A 15102-nucleotide genomic window follows, 5' to 3' on the forward strand; every position below is an offset into this window, starting at 1 on the left:
GGATAGCGGCTGGAGCGGGCGGTACCGTGCGCCGCAGCTGACTGATGTGTGGCGTGCACTGCGGCGAGCGCAGGTGCTTGCCCACGTCACGACGACGCATGCGGGAGAGAGCCCATCGTCGTGACGCGGCAAGCGGGGGGATCAGAAATCCTTCTGCACGGTGAGGTACACGCCGCGGCGCGGGCCGAACTGTGGCGCGCCCACGCCGATGCCGCTGCCGTCGCGGATCTCGTACGAACGGTCCAGCGCGTTGATCAGCGCCAGCTGCGTGTGCAGCGTGCCGGTGGTCTCGAACTCGAAGTCGTGCGACGCGCTCAGGTTGAGCTGGAAGTAGGCCGGCAGCGACGCGCCGTTCGGCACGCTGCCGTCCTTGCGCAGGCCGCTGCCGAACAGGTAGTCGGCGCCCACGCGGGTACCCTCGTCCAGCGCATAGCTGATGCCGCCGGAGGAGGAGTACGCCTGGTCGTGGTCGAGGAAGATCCAGTGGTTGGCCACGTAGGCCAGGTCGTCCGCGGCGAAGTTGTACTGGCTGGTGATCACGCGGTTGCCGATCGCGCGGCTGGCCGACAGGTTGAAATACGCGCTAAGCGGGCCGTTGGCGTAGTTGGCGGTGAACTCCACGCCCTTGATGCGGCCGCGGGCGTAGTTGAAGGTGGAGTACACCAGCGCGGCGCCGAACTGGCCCTCGTCCTGCAGGCGCTGCACGGTGCGGTAATAGGCGTCCACGCCCAGCGTGAGGTTCGGCCCCACGTTCTGCGAGACGCCGACGTCGAAGTAGTCGCTGCGCTCGGCCAGCGGCGTGTTGTTGCCGGTGTCCGGCAGCGCGTTGGTGGTGCCGTCGAACCTGGCGATGTTGGCCGTGGTGATCGCCTCGGTCGCCGGCGGCGTGAAGTAGCGCGAGTAGCCGGCATGCAGCACGGTGGAGTCGGTGGCCTGGTAGACCGCGCCCAGGCGCGGGCTGAGCTGGCTCTCGGTGCGGAACGCCTTGTACTCGTCGCCGCGCAGGCCGTAGTTCACCGTGAGCTTGTCGCCGATGCTCCACTCGTCCTGCACGTAGGCCGACCAGGTTTTCGCGGTGAGCCGGTTACCGTCGAGGATGTTGATCGGCGTGGTGCTGGCCTGGCTGCCGTCGGTATTGGCCGGGAACACGTAGGCACTGTTGCTGCTGGGCGCGCGCTCGAAGCTGCCGTACACGCCATAGCGCAGCGTGTGGCGATCACCCAGCGGCGTGGCGAAGTCGGCCTGCAGCGTGCTGGCGCGGTTGCTGCGATTGATGGTCGAGGCGACGCCGTTGAACATCAGGTCGCCGATCGGGTCCGGCAGGAAGTTCAGGCTGGAATAGCGCTGGCCCAGCGACACCTGGTAGTCGGTCGATCCCGCCTTGCCCTGCAGCGACAGCACGCCGAAGCGGGTGGTCTCGCGCTGGCGCTCGTCGAGCAGGGCCGAATTGAAGTCCACGGTGTCCAGATAGCCGAAGCTGGGCTGCTGGCCGGGATGGTTGGGGATCTGGAAGCGGCTGTTGGCCGCGCCGAACAGGAAGCTCAGCCGCGTGTCGTTGTTGATCAGGTAGGAGATGTCGCCGAACGCCTTGACCTGGTTGGTGTGGTCGTGGATCGGCTTGCGGCTGGCAGTGGGGTTCTCCACCCCGACATCGTTCTCCAGGGTGTTGGCGGTGAGGAACCAGCTCCAGCGATCGGTGCTGCCCCAGATCGAGGCATTCGGATTGAGCGTGCCGAACGAGCCGCCGGTGATGCCCACGCTGCCGCCGTTGCCGAGCTCGTGCCCACTGCGGGTAGTGATGTCCACCACGGCCGCGGTGCGCAGGCCGTACTGCGCCGGCAGCGCGCCGTCGAGCAGCTTGATGGTGTGGATGGTGCGCGTGTCCAGCGTCTGGCCGAAGCCGGAGATCGACTCGGGAATGATCACCCCGTTGATGCGGTACTGCAGGTTGGCGTGGTCGCCGCGCACGTGCAGGCCGCCGTAGGAATCCTGCACCACACCCGGCGCCTGCAGCAGCACCTGGTTCACCGGCGTGGCGTCGCCCAGCGGCAGCTGTGCGATCGCCTTCTGGTCGATCACGTACTGGCTCGAACCGGTGTCGGGAGAAAGCGCATTGCGCGACTGATCAAGTGCTGCGGAAACCGAGACGGCACCCAGCTCCTTCACCGGCCGTTCGTGCTGCGCGCCCACGGTATCCGCCGCCGGGGCCGCGTCGGTCGCGGCCGCCAGGGCGGGCACGGCAGCAAAGGCCAGAACGAGACTGAGGGCAAGCGGGGTTGGCTTCATGGGGGGTCCGTGCGGGGAGGGTGTTTTCAGATATGTTATAACATTACTTGCAGCACCGGCCCCCGCCGTGGGCCAGAAGTCATGCCTGCGCGCGGCTTCCGTTCTTGAGCCATCTTTCACGGCCGAGCCCTAGACTCGGACGCTCCCCTCACCCAGGTATGCGTCCATGGCTTTCTCGCAGAAAACGTCTCCGACGGTGCCCGGCAGCACGCAGGTGCCGGCCGTGATCGCTCCGGTGGACCATGGCCGGGTGACTCAGGCGATCCTCGACTTCGTCAGCCAGATCCCCTCCAGCGCCGTCGCCAGCAGCGCCGATCCCCACGCCGAAGCCCGCCGGATCGGTCAGCGCGCGTCCAAGCGGGCCGCGTTGACGGCCGGTTCGCTGGCGCTGCCGCCCGGGCCGCTGGGCTGGCTCACCGTGCTGCCGGAGCTGATCGCGATCTGGCGCATCCAGGCGCAGATGGTCAGCGATATCGCCGCCGCCTACGGGCAGCAGGCCAGCCTGGGCCGTGAGCAGATGCTGTGGTGCCTGTTCCGCCATACCGCCGCGCAGGCGTTCCGGGACCTGGTGGTGCGCATGGGCGACCGCATGCTGTTCCGGCGGGTGTCCTACGCCGTGGTGGAACGCGTCGCCAAACAGGTGGGCCTGAAGATCGGCCAGCGCGCCGCCGGCAAGGGCCTGGCGCGGTGGCTGCCGGTCGTCGGTGCGCTGGGCGTGGGCGCGTATGCCTACTACGACACCGGACAGGTCGCGGCGACCACGATCGAGCTGTTCAGCCGCGAAGTGGTGCACGAAGCCGATTCCCCGGTGGTCGCGGCCGACCGGCCTCCGGCACAGGCTGCGCTCGGGGCGGCCGACGCGGCCACGGCGCCGCCATCGGCGGACTGAGCGCGCCCACGCTGCCGCACCCCGATGACCTGTCATTGATGTTGCGGCAAGCTGCGACGTTGTCCCCTCGCTGGAACCGCCCATGAGCCCGTCGCATCCACGCCCCGTCGCCCTGATCACCGGAGCCGGCCGGCGCGTGGGCGCGGTGATCGCCCGCACCCTGCACGGCGCCGGCTACGACCTGGCGCTTCACTACCGGCATTCGGCCGACGCTGCGCAGAGCCTGGCGGGCGAGCTCGAACAGCAGCGCGCGGACTCCACGACCCTGGTGCATGGCGAGCTGGCCGAACTCGACGCGTTGCCGGGGCTGGTGGGCAACGTGCTGACCCGGTTCGGCCGGCTCGACGCGCTCATAAACAACGCCTCCGCCTTCTATCCGACCCCCGTCGGCAGCGCCACGCCGGCGCAGTGGGACGAGCTGTTCGCCTCCAACGCGCAGGCGCCGTTCTTCCTCGCCCAGGCAGCGACACCGGCGCTGCGACGCGCCGGCGGCGCGATCGTCAATCTGGTGGACATCTACGCCGAGCGACCGCTGGCCGATCACCCGGTGTACTGCATGGCCAAGGCCGCGCTGATGGCGATGACCCGCTCGCTGGCGCTGGACCTGGGCCCGCAGGTGCGGGTCAACGCGGTGGCACCCGGTGCGGTGATGTGGCCGAGCGAAGGCAAGGCCTATGACGACAAGCAGGCGATGCTCGAGCGCACCCCGCTCAAGCGCGCAGGCGCCCCGGAGGACGTCGCCAGCGCCGTGCTGTGGCTGCTGCGCGACGCCCCATTCGTCACCGGCCAGGTGATCCGGGTGGACGGCGGCCGCACGCTGTCGGTGTAGTGCATGGGCGGGAGTAGGACGAGTCCGCGCGGCTGGCGCGCGCCCATCACCACGGATGCCGCGCTCGCCTCCTGCTGCCCGAGCGGATAGGTTTGCTGTCCCCGCACGGCTGACGTGCCGGGACAACCCAAGGAGCAACACCATGAAGGAACGCGTTTCGACGGCGATCTTTTGCCTGTGGATGACCGCCACACCCGCCGCGGCCATGCAATGTGCCGGGGCCAGCACCCCGCTCGAAAAGACGCTCTGCAGCGACGGACAGCTCGCCGCCGCCGACCGTGCCATGGCAAAGGCCTACTTCACGCTGCTGCACACGATCGACGATCCGTCCATCCGCACCAGCCTGATCGCCAGCCAACGGCGCTGGCTGGCGGCACGCGAGAGCGATCTGGGGGAGCTGGACCGGGCCGACGGCATGGACAAGCGGACCCAGCGGAGCATCCTGCTCGCGGTGACGCGCCAGCGCACCCGCGATCTGCAGGCGCGTACCGAAGGTCAACCGCAGTTTGTGGCCACCACACTGCGTCAGCGCGCGCTGACGAGCGCCTACTCCGGCGGCCCGTTTGCCGGATACCGGGTGGAGTGCAGTTTCATCCCCGACCAGCGCGATGATCACAAGATGTACTACAGCTGCTTCGGCGGCCACGCCTACCAGCAAGGCGACCGGGTCTGCTCGCAGAGCGAGGATTTCGCCAGCTATACCGTCGTGACAACGCGTGCCGTAGGCCGCGTGGAGAACGGCCATCTCGAACCGGTGGCCACCTGTGATTTCGGTGGCAGCGACAAGAGCTGCCCCGACGACGATGCCGATCGGCTCGAGGCCTGGAACACCCGCCCGACGACCGAGCAGTTCCAGACCGGCGACGGCGTCGGACCGCGACTGGAGGTGGATCCGGATCTCGGGACCGGCGATGAGGATCCGGACTGGCTCGCGCGCTGCCTCGGCGCGCCCGCCTACCCGCCTTCAGCCACCGACGCCCGGGCACCGGCGCAAGGCGTTCAGCCGCTCCACCAATGAGTGATGGCCGCGGCGGTAGGCACCCGTGGCCCGGGTGCGCTCCCCGCCCTGCCGGCGCACCTTACCGGACGCTCGCGCGCCCGCCAGATAGCGGCACGCTGTCGGTGTGACGCTCAGCCCTTGCTGCGGAACGCCTGCTCCAGCAGGGCCGGCGGGAAGCCCGCACCGGCCTCGCCTTCCTCGGCGTAGCGGTACAGCGCCGCGGCATAGATGCCCTGCAGCGAGGACTGCACCAGCGCCAGCGTGACGAAGCCCAGCACCACGACGCCGATCGCCGTCACCACGGCCGCGATGGAGTGCGTGGAGAACGCCCCGCCCACCAGCACGACCGACACCAGCACGAAAACGAAGCCGATCACGCCGAAAACCACGCTCAGCCCGGCGTTGCCGATCAGGTTCTCGCCCCAGGTGCGGCGCAGCAGTTCGACCGAGCGCTGCACCGCGTCCACCGGGCCCACGCCCTCGCTGGCCAGTACCGGCACCACCAGGAAGGTGGCCACGGTCCAAGCCAACCCGATCAGGCCCACCACGAACCGGCCGATCAGCCCCAGCCGCTCCTGCACCATGCGCAGCAGCAGGCCGACGGTGGCGGCGATCAGCGCGTACCCGAGGATCGCGCCGAAGCGCGAACGAGCCAGCGCGAGGCCGTCGCTCACACCGGCCTGCTCGCCGCGCAGGCGCTTGAGCGCCACACCGGCCAGCGCAGTGTTGAAGAAGAAGATCACGGCGTACTGCACGAGGTAGAAGAAGAACAGCAGCGTCCACGACGCCGTCGACAGCCCGTGCTGGTAATGCACGCCCAGCCGCTCGCCCTCGAGCGTCATCGCCGCCACCGGAATCAGGAAGCTGGCCATCACCACCAGACTGCATACGCCCGACAGCAGCGGAAACACCAGCAGCGACTTGTCCGAGCGCAACACCTCGGCGCTCGCCTTCATCAACGCCCAGCTGCGCGAAAACTTTCCTGCCATGCCACGTCCTCCCCTGTTGAGGCGCTCGTTTTAGCACTCGCCGGCGTGTCGGCGCATGGGCCGGGCGGGACGTGGCGATGCGCGACGCCGTCAGGCGTAGGCGGGTGAGCGCGGGTCCAGCCACGGCTCCACCGTCATCGGCTCGCGTTGTGCGGGAAACGCCGCCCACAGGGCGGCCATGCTGTGGCCCGACACTGGGTGGGTGAAGCCTGGAGCAATGTCGGCAATGGGCCTGAGCACGAACGCATGCATCAACTCGTCGCGCGGAATCTGCAGGTGCCCGGGGCCCTCGGTCACGAGGTCGTCGTAGAACACGATGTCGATATCCAGCGTGCGATCCGAATAGCGCGGCACGTCGCGGCGGCGACCCTGGCGATCTTCCAGCGCATGCAGCCAGTCGTTGAGTTCGTGCGGGGTCAGCTCGGTCTGCAGGCCGACGGCGAGATTGACGAAATCGGCGCCGTCGAAACCCACCGCCACGGTGCGGTAGGCCGGCGATACCTGCAACGGGCCGAAGCGGGCGCGCAACGCGTCCAGCGCGGCCAGAAGATGCTGCTGTGGCTCCACGTTGGAGCCGAGGCTCAGATAGACCCGTGCCATGCGGTTATTCACCCTTGCGCGCTGGCGCGGCGTCATCGCCAGCCGGTGCGACGGCCCGCTCCAGCCCGGCGAGCCCCGCGCGCACGTCGCGACCGGACGGCTGCTGGAACAGCGCCAGCCCGAACTCCGGCAGCAGCGCGATCAGGTGATCGAAGATGTCGCTCTGGATGGTTTCGTATTCGGCCCACACAGTGGTCGCCGTGAAGCAGTAGAGCTCCAGCGGGATGCCCTGCGCATCGCTGGGCAACTGCCGCACCATGCAGGTCATTTCGCGGTGGATGCGCGGATGCTCGTGCAGGTAGGCGCTGACATATGCGCGGAATGTGCCGAGGTTGGTCAGCCGCCGGCGATTGACCATCTGCTCGCCCGCCTCGCCCAGGCTGCGGTTCCAGTCCAGCAACTCGGTGTGCTTGGTGCCCAGGTACTCCCGGAGCAATCGGAACCGGCCCAGCCGTTCGATTTCATCGGCATCGAGGAAGTGCGCGGTGGAGGCGTCCAGCAGCAGCGCCCGCTTGATCCGGCGCCCACCGGATTCGGACATGCCGCGCCAGTTCTGGTAGCTCTCGGAGATCAGCTTCCAGGTGGGAATGGTGACGATGGTGCGATCGAAGTTGCGCACTTTCACCGTGTACAGCGTGATGTCGATGACGTCGCCGTCGGCGCCCGCCCCGGGCATGGTGATCCAGTCGCCCACCCGCAGCATGTCGTTGGAGGAGAGCTGGATGCCGGCGACGAAGCCCAGGATGGTGTCCTTGAACACCAGGATAAGCACCGCCGACATCGCGCCCAGGCCGGACAGCAGCAGGCCGATGCGCTTGTCGGTCACGGCGCCGATGATCACCAGCGCAGCCACGATGAACAGCACCAGCTTGACCAGCTGCATCAGGCCCTTGATCGGGCGCTGCGCGCCGGTGGGCGTGGCGCGGTACATCGCTTCCATCGCCGAGAGCGCCGCGCTGATCGCCATCACCAGGAAGAACACCATCAGCCCGAGCGCGATATTGCTGACCAGCTGCCGCGTGAGATCCGGCAGCCCGGGCACCAGCGCCACGCCGAACTGCACCACCACCGTCGGCACGATGCGCGCCAGCCAGCGGAACACGCCGAAGCGGAACAGCTCGTCGTCCCAGCGCCAGGTGGTGCGGCGGACCATGCCGCGTACCACCCGGAACACCACGAAGTGAGTGACCACGCCGGCCAGCCACGCCACCAGCAGCAACAGCAAGGTGCCGATCAGGGTGTGCATCCACGGCTCGTGCAACAGTTGCGGTAGCGAATCCATGATGCGGTGACATCCTCCATCGGCCGGCCGGGCGATGGCCGGTCGGCAGTTCGGTAGAAGCACGGGCGCGCGGTATGGCGGTGCGCCGCGATGATGACCGCTGATGGTAACGCGGCTGCGCTAGTCCGGCCGAACGCCGCGTTCGATCCGCACGCCGACCGACTTGGCCCCGCGCACCGCCCCGGGCTTGGAGAGCTTGAGCCGCACCCAGCTCACCGCGAACTCCTCGCGGATGATCGCGGCGCAGCGTTCGGCCAGCGTCTCCACCAGCCCGAAGCTGGACTCGCCGACGTAGGCCATCAGCCGCTTGGAGACATCCTTGTAGTTCAGCGTGTCGGCGATGTCGTCGCTGGCGGCTGGCCGCGTATTGTCGAAGGCCATCTCGATGTCGAACGACAGCGTCTGGCGCACGCGGCGCTCCCAGTCGTAGATGCCGATGACGGTGTCGATGCGCAGATCTTCGATAAAGACGATATCCATCGCGCAAGGGTCAGGCACTGTGCGCGGCGACGCAAGCGCCGAGCTGTCGCAGCGCAGGTGCCCGCTCGCGGACGATGCATTTGGCTTTGGCGTCTGTCGGATCAGAGCGAAGAGCATCGCCCGCAAGCGTGCTCCTACGATGCCGGCGGCAGGCTTTCCAGGTCCCAGCGCGGAAACACCTGCACGGTGGCGTCCTGATGCTGCCCATGGGCCAGCCGGATCGCCCCGGCCAGCGCGATCATCGCGCCGTTGTCGGTGCAGAAATCCAGCCGCGGGAAATAGGTGCGAAAGCCGTCCTGCTTGCCCGCGTCCGCCAGCCGGGCGCGCAGATGCCGGTTGGCGCCGACGCCGCCGGCAATCACCAGCCGGCTGGCGCCGCTGGCCTCCAGCGCGCGACGGCACTTGATTACCAGGGTGTCGACGATGGCCTCCTGGAATGCCCGGGCGATGTCGGCACGGGTCGTGTCGCTCTGGTCGCTGCCCTGCCAGGCCAGCAGCACCTGGGTCTTCAGGCCGGAAAAGCTGAAATCGAGGCCGGGACGGTCGGTCATCGGGCGGGAAAAACGGAACGCGCCGGGTGTCCCTGACTCGGCCAGCGCCGCCAGCGCCGGACCGCCGGGATACGGCAGCCCCATCAGCTTGGCGGTCTTGTCGAACGCTTCGCCGGCGGCGTCGTCCAGCGTGTCACCCAGGATCCGGTAGTCGCCAATCGCCGCGACCTCCACCAGCATCGAATGCCCGCCGGAGACCAGCAGCGCCACGAACGGCGGCTCGGGCGGGTCCGCCTCCAGCAGCGGCGCCAGCAGGTGACCTTCCATGTGGTGCACGCCGATCGCCGGCGCGCCCAGCGCCCACGCCATCGCGCGGGCGGCCGAGGCGCCGACCAGCAGGGCGCCGGCAAGGCCCGGACCGGCGGTATAAGCCACTCCGCCCAGTTCCCCGGGGGTCAGCCCGGCCTTGGCCAGCGTCTCGCGCACCAGCGGCAGCAGCTTGCGCACATGGTCGCGACTGGCCAGCTCCGGCACCACCCCGCCGTACTCCGCGTGCAGCGCGATCTGGCTGTACAGCGTGTGTGCCAGCAGGCCCTCGCCGGGTGCGCGCGGATCCCAGCGCAGCACCGCCACGCCGGTTTCGTCGCAGGAGGTCTCGATGCCGAGGACCGGCCCGGTCACGGCGGGCACCCGCGGGGCCTTTGAAAATTCTGTATTACCCACGTTATACTTCGCGGCTCGCCCGATTCGACGGGCAGATTACCACCCGGAGATTCCATGCCCAACGTAAAAGTTCGCGAGAACGAGCCGTTCGAGCTTGCTCTGCGCCGTTTCAAGCGTACCTGCGAGAAGGCCGGTGTGCTTGCCGAAACCCGCAAGCGCGAGTTCTATGAAAAGCCCACCCAGGAGCGCAAGCGCAAGCGCGCTGCCGCCGTGAAGCGTCACCTGCGTCGTCTGTCGCGCGACACCACGCGCCGCACCCGCCTGTACTGAGTCCGAGCATCCGCCTCGCGCGGATGCCCGGATCCCGACGCCACGGCGTCGGACTGGCCGCTGGCGCGTTCAACCGCCGCCACAGCCACGCGCCTCAAGCACTGGCCGACGCTGCCTCGCGCAGCGGCGGCCTTTGTGCTTTCTGCCTTTGGCAACCCCTTCCCGCCACGGAGTCATGAGCCATGTCCACCAAGCAGCAGCTGACCGACGACATGAAGGCCGCCATGCGCGCCGGCGACAAGCACCGGCTGGGCGTGATCCGGCTGATGCTGGCCGCGGTCAAGCAGCGCGAGGTGGACGAACGCATCGAGCTGGACGAAGCCCAGGTGCTGACGGCACTGGAAAAGATGCTCAAGCAGCGCAAGGACTCCATCAGCCAGTACGTGGCAGCCGGTCGCGAGGACCTGGCCGACGTCGAGCGCGCCGAGATGGTGGTGATCGAGGCCTACCTGCCAGCGAAGCTGGACGAGGCCGAGCTGGACGCGCTGATCGATGCCGCGATCGCCGAGACCGGCGCCAGCTCCGCCCGTGACATGGGCAAGGTGGTGGCCGCGGTGAAGGCCGCCGCCGCGGGCCGCGCCGACATGGGCGTGGCATCGGCCCGCATCAAGAGCCGCCTCAACGGCTGAGCCCGCGTGCTGCAACCGTGCTCATGCACGGTTTTCACACGCCACTGCGTAGGCTATTGCGGCTAGATTCCGCGTCGCCTGACAGGGCGGCGACCAACGCAGGGAGTGTCACATGCTCAAGTGGGCCATCATCTTCGCCATCATTTCGCTGGTCACCGGCCTGCTCGGTTTCCGCGGCGTGTCCGGTGCTGCAGCCACCATCGCCAAGGTGCTGTTCGCAATCTTCGTGATCCTGTTCCTGATCGCCGTGCTTGCGGTGGTTGGCGTGTTCCACCTGTTCTGACGACCGGCCCCGGCCTCGACAAAGAACAAGGCGCCTTCGGGCGCCTTTTCTTTTGCTTCTGGCGCTGCGTTCATCGCCCGACATGGGCCCGTAGGACTGCAGCGGCGCGCTCGACCACCGGATCACGGCCCGCACGAATATCACCAATGGTGGGCGCCACCCGCAGGTTTGGCACGATCCCCTGCCCGACGAACTCGGTCCCGTCGGGCCAAGTGTCGCGCTTTGCGCAGATCCGCGCGTGCCCGCCCCCCGGCAGCTCGAACTGAAGCGGCTGGCCGGTGCTGCCACCGGTGGTCTCGCCGATCAACAGACCGCGCTTCATCAGCTTGAACGAAACCACGAAGTCCTCGCCGGCGGAGAACGTTCGCGGCCCGGCCAGCACGGCCACCGGGCCCCGGAAATGGGCCTCATGCGGCTTCTCGAACGGCCTCGACGCCAGGGTCCGCCAGGCGACATAGGAGCCGTTCCAGGCGCGGAATACGGGGACGTACTCGAGCGAACGGCGCGCCTCCTCCTGGATTGGCTGGTCGGAGAGGTAGGAGAGAATATCCAGGCCGTAGGAGGCAGAGCCTCCGCCGTTGTGCCTTACATCAAGGATCAGGCCCTTCGAGGCGAGAATCCGAGGCAGGTGCTCGGCGAATGCCCGTGGCCCGGCGTCGTCTTCGAACTCGTTGACGGCAAGGTATGCGATGCCGCCGGGCAGCATGCGCCATTCCACCTTCGGCCGGATGCGGACAGCGGCGTCTGGCTCACGCGAGAGATCCACCGCATAGGTCGTTCCATCGCCGTGCCGCATCTCCAGCCGGACGGGCTCACGGTGGTCACCGTCGAGCAACTGGTAGTCGTACATCCGCACGTGGCGGTCCTGCGAAGTGGAGCTGCTGACGTAGGGCGCGACGTGTTGGCGGGCATACTGCCGCACCGGCTGGCCGTCCACTTCGAGCAGCTCGTCACCCACCCGGATGCCCTTGGCTTCCATCGCTGGACTGCCCACCCAGGTCACGGCTACCTGCCCACCATCGAGCAGGGTCGTGCGTATCGGCGGCTGGGCTAAGAACTCGTCGGCGATTGCGTCCGGCGGATCGATGTCGGTGTGGCCATCGTGCAGCAGCGGAGCAAAGCGCATCATCACGTCGTAATAGTCGTGCAGCGTCCTGGCAGCGATCACCCGGGGCAGGAAATCCAGATAAGCCTGGCTCCAATCCAGCTCCGGGACCTGGTCGAAATAGACGAAGTTGTAGCGAGCCTCCGACCAGAACAGCGACAGCCCGGCCACGCGCTGGGCCTCGGTCAGGCCGGAGGCGGGCAGCGGCATCAGCGCAGCAGCCTTCCAGCGTCGGTCGATCCGGCGCAGGTCAGCGATCAGCGTCTGGAAGCGCCGCTCGCCCTGTAGCAGCTTCAGGGCAGGGTCCTTGAGCAGGAAATCAGCGTAGTCCGCATACAAGCGCCGCCCGCGCAGTCGCTCCAGAGCATCCAGTGCTGCAGCATGGTCACCCAACAGAACCTCGGCGGCCGCCTGGCGACGCACCGCGTCGAAACGACGCTCCTCCGCACGATCGAGCAGCTCCGCGTCGTCCTGCAGACCAGCCTCCAGCGCGTCCAGCGCATCTTGCGACTGCAAGACCAACCGGAGCGCCTTGCGCGCATCGTCGCTGGACGGCGCGCGTTCCTGCTGCGGATGGAGAAGCCGGTAGGCCCCGTTGTTCAGATCCTGCACGTGTGCGTAGCGTTGGGCGGGTGTCTCGGCGGCTTCCTGTGCCCGCACGCCCCCGACCAACCCCATCAGCATGAATCCACCGATCAGCCAGCGTCCCTGCATCACTATCCCCTCGCTCCCTCCGGCGGCCATCCGCCCTTCCAGCGGCTAGACTAGCAAGCCCATGCGCGGCCGTATCCCCGACAGCTTCATCGATGAACTGCTCGCCCGCGTCGACATCGTCGACGTGATCGAGCGGCGCGTGCCGTTGAAAAAGGCCGGGCGCGAGTGGACCGCCTGCTGCCCGTTCCACGACGAGCGCTCGCCCTCGTTCTACGTCAGCCCGGCCAAGCAGTTCTATCACTGCTTCGGCTGCGGCGTGCACGGCAGCGCGGTGAAGTTCCTGATGGAATACGAGCGGCTGGAGTTTCCCGATGCGGTGGAGGAGCTGGCGCAGTCGGTCGGGCTCACCGTGCCGCGCGAAGGCGGCCGCGACGAGCGCCCGCGCGAGGACAAGACCGATCTCTACGCCCTGCTCGACGCCTCCGCCAGCTGGTACCAGCAGCAGCTGCCGAAGAGCCCCGACGCCCAGGCCTACTGCAAGAAGCGCGGGCTCGACGCCGAGACCATCGCGCGCTTCCGCCTGGGCTGGGCGCCGGCCGGTTTCGATGGCGTGATCAAGGCGCTGGGCACCAGCGACAAGCGCCTGCAGCTGCTCAACGAAGCGGGCATGGTCGCCAGCAACGAGCGCGGCAACAAGTACGACCGCTTCCGCGAGCGGCTGATGTTCCCGATCCTCGACCGCCGCGGCCGGGTGATCGCCTTCGGCGGCCGCGTGCTGCAGTCCGAGCAGGGCCCCAAATACCTCAACTCGCCCGAGACGCCGCTGTTCCACAAGGGCCGCGAGCTGTTCGCGCTGTGGCAGGTGAAGCAGGCCAACGCCAAGCTCGAGCGCATCGTGGTGGTCGAGGGCTACATGGACGTGATCGCGTTGCACCAGGCCGGCCTGCCGATCGCGGTGGCCACGCTGGGCACGGCGACCACGCCGGAGCACACCGAGGTGCTGTTCCGCGCCGCGCCGGACGTGGTGTTCTGCTTTGACGGCGACCGCGCCGGCCGCGCCGCCGCGTGGAAGGCGCTGGAGTCGGCGCTGCCGCGGCTGCGCGACGGCCGCCAGGCGTACTTCCTGTTCCTGCCCGACGGCGAGGATCCCGATTCGCTGGTGCGCAAGGAAGGCCGGGACGGCTTCGACAAGCGCATCAGGGACGCGATGCCGCTGTCGGACTATTTCTTCAACGAGCTCTCGCACGACGTCAACATGTCCAGCCTCGACGGGCGCGCGCGGCTGGCCGAGCGCGCCCGTCCGCTGATCGCGAAACTGCCCGATGGTGCCTTCCGCGACCTGATGGCGCAGGAGCTGGAGAAGCGCAGCGGCGCGCGCGCCACGTTCGAGCAGCCGCAGTCGCAGCGTGCGATGCAGCGGCCGGTGGCCGTGCAGCGTTCGCTGGTACGCAGCGCGATTGCACTGCTGCTGGCGCAGCCCGCGCTCGCCGAGGAGGTGGCGCGTCCGTACGGTTTCCTGCGGCTGGACAAGCCGGGCGTCGAGCTGCTCGCCGAACTCATCGACATGGCGCGGTCCCGGCCGGGCATCAATCCCGCCTCGCTGGTGGAGCACTATGCGGAGCGGCCCGAATACCCGGCGCTGCAGAAGCTGATGGCCGCCGCCGCGGTGGGTGAGCCGGAGGCGCAGCGGACCGAGTTCTTCGACGCGCTGGCGCGGATGGAACAACAGGCGATCAGCCAGCGTCGGGATGCGCTGGTAGCGAAGAGCCGCGAGGGCGCGCTCGACAACGCCGAGAAATCCGAGCTGCGCGAACTGCTCGCCGCCAAGCGCCAGCCCGCGGCGGCACCGGAATGAGCGCAGTGCTTGCTGGCGGCAGGTGCGCCTCGCGGCGTGCTTTCCTTCCCGGCCGCCACCCCGCGGCCGTGCCCCCTGGACGAGGCAACGATGCACCTGCTTGAGCAGCTGATCGACATCTTCGCCCGCCACGGCTACGCCTCGGTGTTCATCGCCCTGCTGTTGTGCGGCGCCGGCGTGCCGCTGCCGGAAGACATCACGCTGGTGGCCGGTGGCGTGATCGCCGGGCTCGGCTACGCCAACGTGCACGTGATGGTGGGCGTGACGATGGTCGGGGTGTTGCTGGGCGACGCCTCGATGTTCCTGCTCGGACACCACTTCGGCGCACGCATCCTGCGCCTGCGCTTCTTCGCCTGGCTGTTGCCGCCGGCGCGCTACGCCAGGGTGCAGCAGAAGTTCGAGCGCTACGGCAACCGCATGATGTTCGTCGCGAGGTTCCTGCCGGGCATGCGCACGGCGGTATTCATCACCGCAGGCGCGACCCATCGGGTGTCGTTCTGGCGCTTTCTGCTGCTGGACGGGCTGGCCGCCCTGATCAGTGTGCCGCTGTGGGTGTACCTGGGTTACCTCGGTGCGGACAACCGTGCCTGGCTGGCGACATGGATCCATCGCGGTCAGGGCAGCCTGTGGATCATCGCCGGTGCGTTGGTGCTGCTGGTGCCGCTGTTGTGGTGGCGCCATCGCCGCCGCGAGCGCTGCAACGACGAAGGCGACTGAGATCGCGACAGGAGGTTGCC

At 68.3% G+C, this 15102-nt stretch carries 15 protein-coding genes; 8 read left to right on the forward strand and 7 right to left on the reverse strand.

Going from position 1 to position 15102, the window contains the following annotated elements; genetic code table 11:
- Positions 1–141 precede the first annotated feature (141 nt).
- Positions 142–2286 (reverse strand): TonB-dependent receptor, encoded by a 2145-nt coding sequence (locus VFG40_RS06785; RefSeq protein ID WP_324896236.1) that lies wholly within the window; start codon positions 2284–2286, stop codon positions 142–144.
- 166 nt (positions 2287–2452) lie between these two features.
- Between VFG40_RS06785 and VFG40_RS06790 the strand changes: the two genes are divergently transcribed.
- The 3 genes from VFG40_RS06790 (at position 2453) to VFG40_RS06800 (ending at position 5022) form a co-directional block, all read left to right on the forward strand.
- Positions 2453–3175 carry a hypothetical protein gene (locus VFG40_RS06790; RefSeq protein WP_324896238.1) on the forward strand — a complete coding sequence of 241 codons (723 nt, stop codon included), beginning with the start codon at positions 2453–2455 and terminating at the stop codon, positions 3173–3175.
- A gap of 82 nt (positions 3176–3257) precedes the next feature.
- The gene (locus VFG40_RS06795) at positions 3258–4004 is read left to right on the forward strand and encodes a pteridine reductase (RefSeq protein ID WP_324896240.1); all 747 of its coding nucleotides are present in this window, start codon (positions 3258–3260) and stop codon (positions 4002–4004) included.
- A 142-nt stretch (positions 4005–4146) separates the two neighbouring features.
- A complete protein-coding gene (locus VFG40_RS06800; protein WP_324896242.1) occupies positions 4147–5022 on the forward strand; it encodes a lysozyme inhibitor LprI family protein in 876 nt (291 codons plus the stop codon).
- 113 nt (positions 5023–5135) lie between these two features.
- Here VFG40_RS06800 and VFG40_RS06805 read toward each other — a convergent pair whose 3' ends face one another.
- The 5 genes from VFG40_RS06805 to tsaD form a co-directional block, all read right to left on the reverse strand.
- Entirely contained in the window at positions 5136–5993 is an 858-nt protein-coding gene (locus VFG40_RS06805) for a DUF6159 family protein (RefSeq protein ID WP_324896245.1), read from the reverse strand.
- A 90-nt stretch (positions 5994–6083) separates the two neighbouring features.
- Entirely contained in the window at positions 6084–6593 is a 510-nt protein-coding gene (gene folK, locus VFG40_RS06810) for a 2-amino-4-hydroxy-6-hydroxymethyldihydropteridine diphosphokinase (protein ID WP_324896247.1), read from the reverse strand.
- 4 nt (positions 6594–6597) lie between these two features.
- On the reverse strand, positions 6598–7875 hold the full coding sequence (locus VFG40_RS06815; protein ID WP_324896249.1) for a mechanosensitive ion channel family protein: 1278 nt from the start codon (positions 7873–7875) through the stop codon (positions 6598–6600).
- Positions 7876–7995: 120 nt separating this feature from the next.
- Positions 7996–8355 (reverse strand): dihydroneopterin aldolase, encoded by a 360-nt coding sequence (gene folB, locus VFG40_RS06820; protein WP_324896251.1) that lies wholly within the window; start codon positions 8353–8355, stop codon positions 7996–7998.
- A 134-nt stretch (positions 8356–8489) separates the two neighbouring features.
- Positions 8490–9527 carry a tRNA (adenosine(37)-N6)-threonylcarbamoyltransferase complex transferase subunit TsaD gene (tsaD, locus tag VFG40_RS06825; protein WP_324896253.1) on the reverse strand — a complete coding sequence of 346 codons (1038 nt, stop codon included), beginning with the start codon at positions 9525–9527 and terminating at the stop codon, positions 8490–8492.
- Positions 9528–9623: 96 nt separating this feature from the next.
- On the opposite strand from tsaD, the gene rpsU reads away from it, so the two are divergent.
- The 3 genes from rpsU to VFG40_RS06840 all read left to right on the forward strand — a co-directional run bounded on the left by rpsU (position 9624) and on the right by VFG40_RS06840 (position 10751).
- A complete protein-coding gene (gene rpsU / locus VFG40_RS06830; RefSeq protein ID WP_017463750.1) occupies positions 9624–9839 on the forward strand; it encodes a 30S ribosomal protein S21 in 216 nt (71 codons plus the stop codon).
- Positions 9840–10021: 182 nt separating this feature from the next.
- Complete coding sequence (locus VFG40_RS06835; RefSeq protein ID WP_324896256.1) at positions 10022–10468, forward strand: GatB/YqeY domain-containing protein; 447 nt, start codon at positions 10022–10024, stop codon at positions 10466–10468.
- A gap of 112 nt (positions 10469–10580) precedes the next feature.
- Positions 10581–10751, forward strand: a complete 171-nt coding sequence (locus tag VFG40_RS06840) for a DUF1328 domain-containing protein (RefSeq protein WP_324896258.1) — start codon at positions 10581–10583, stop codon at positions 10749–10751.
- Positions 10752–10821: 70 nt separating this feature from the next.
- Here the strand turns inward: VFG40_RS06840 and VFG40_RS06845 are convergent, their stop codons facing one another.
- Positions 10822–12570, reverse strand: coding sequence for a S41 family peptidase (locus VFG40_RS06845; RefSeq protein WP_324896259.1), 1749 nt, complete (start codon positions 12568–12570; stop codon positions 10822–10824).
- A 61-nt stretch (positions 12571–12631) separates the two neighbouring features.
- Here VFG40_RS06845 and dnaG point away from each other — a divergent pair, with 61 nt between their 5' ends.
- Both dnaG and VFG40_RS06855 read left to right on the forward strand, forming a co-directional pair.
- Complete coding sequence (gene dnaG, locus VFG40_RS06850) at positions 12632–14365, forward strand: DNA primase (RefSeq protein WP_324896260.1); 1734 nt, start codon at positions 12632–12634, stop codon at positions 14363–14365.
- A gap of 90 nt (positions 14366–14455) precedes the next feature.
- Complete coding sequence (locus VFG40_RS06855) at positions 14456–15082, forward strand: DedA family protein (protein WP_324896262.1); 627 nt, start codon at positions 14456–14458, stop codon at positions 15080–15082.
- Positions 15083–15102: the final 20 nt, after the last annotated feature.

This window comes from Dyella sp. (assembly GCF_035685805.1).
Classification (GTDB): domain Bacteria; phylum Pseudomonadota; class Gammaproteobacteria; order Xanthomonadales; family Rhodanobacteraceae; genus Dyella_A.

Coding starts and splice junctions, on each gene's coding strand:
- VFG40_RS06805 (WP_324896245.1), bottom strand. CDS start 5,993: ATGGCAGGAAAGTTTTCGCGCAGCTGGGCGTTGATGAAGGCGAGCGCC.
- VFG40_RS06815 (WP_324896249.1), bottom strand. CDS start 7,875: ATGGATTCGCTACCGCAACTGTTGCACGAGCCGTGGATGCACACCCTG.
- VFG40_RS06790 (WP_324896238.1), top strand. CDS start 2,453: ATGGCTTTCTCGCAGAAAACGTCTCCGACGGTGCCCGGCAGCACGCAG.
- VFG40_RS06785 (WP_324896236.1), bottom strand. CDS start 2,286: ATGAAGCCAACCCCGCTTGCCCTCAGTCTCGTTCTGGCCTTTGCTGCC.
- rpsU (WP_017463750.1), top strand. CDS start 9,624: ATGCCCAACGTAAAAGTTCGCGAGAACGAGCCGTTCGAGCTTGCTCTG.
- dnaG (WP_324896260.1), top strand. CDS start 12,632: ATGCGCGGCCGTATCCCCGACAGCTTCATCGATGAACTGCTCGCCCGC.
- folK (WP_324896247.1), bottom strand. CDS start 6,593: ATGGCACGGGTCTATCTGAGCCTCGGCTCCAACGTGGAGCCACAGCAG.
- VFG40_RS06855 (WP_324896262.1), top strand. CDS start 14,456: ATGCACCTGCTTGAGCAGCTGATCGACATCTTCGCCCGCCACGGCTAC.
- VFG40_RS06800 (WP_324896242.1), top strand. CDS start 4,147: ATGAAGGAACGCGTTTCGACGGCGATCTTTTGCCTGTGGATGACCGCC.
- folB (WP_324896251.1), bottom strand. CDS start 8,355: ATGGATATCGTCTTTATCGAAGATCTGCGCATCGACACCGTCATCGGC.
- VFG40_RS06845 (WP_324896259.1), bottom strand. CDS start 12,570: ATGCAGGGACGCTGGCTGATCGGTGGATTCATGCTGATGGGGTTGGTC.
- VFG40_RS06840 (WP_324896258.1), top strand. CDS start 10,581: ATGCTCAAGTGGGCCATCATCTTCGCCATCATTTCGCTGGTCACCGGC.
- VFG40_RS06835 (WP_324896256.1), top strand. CDS start 10,022: ATGTCCACCAAGCAGCAGCTGACCGACGACATGAAGGCCGCCATGCGC.
- VFG40_RS06795 (WP_324896240.1), top strand. CDS start 3,258: ATGAGCCCGTCGCATCCACGCCCCGTCGCCCTGATCACCGGAGCCGGC.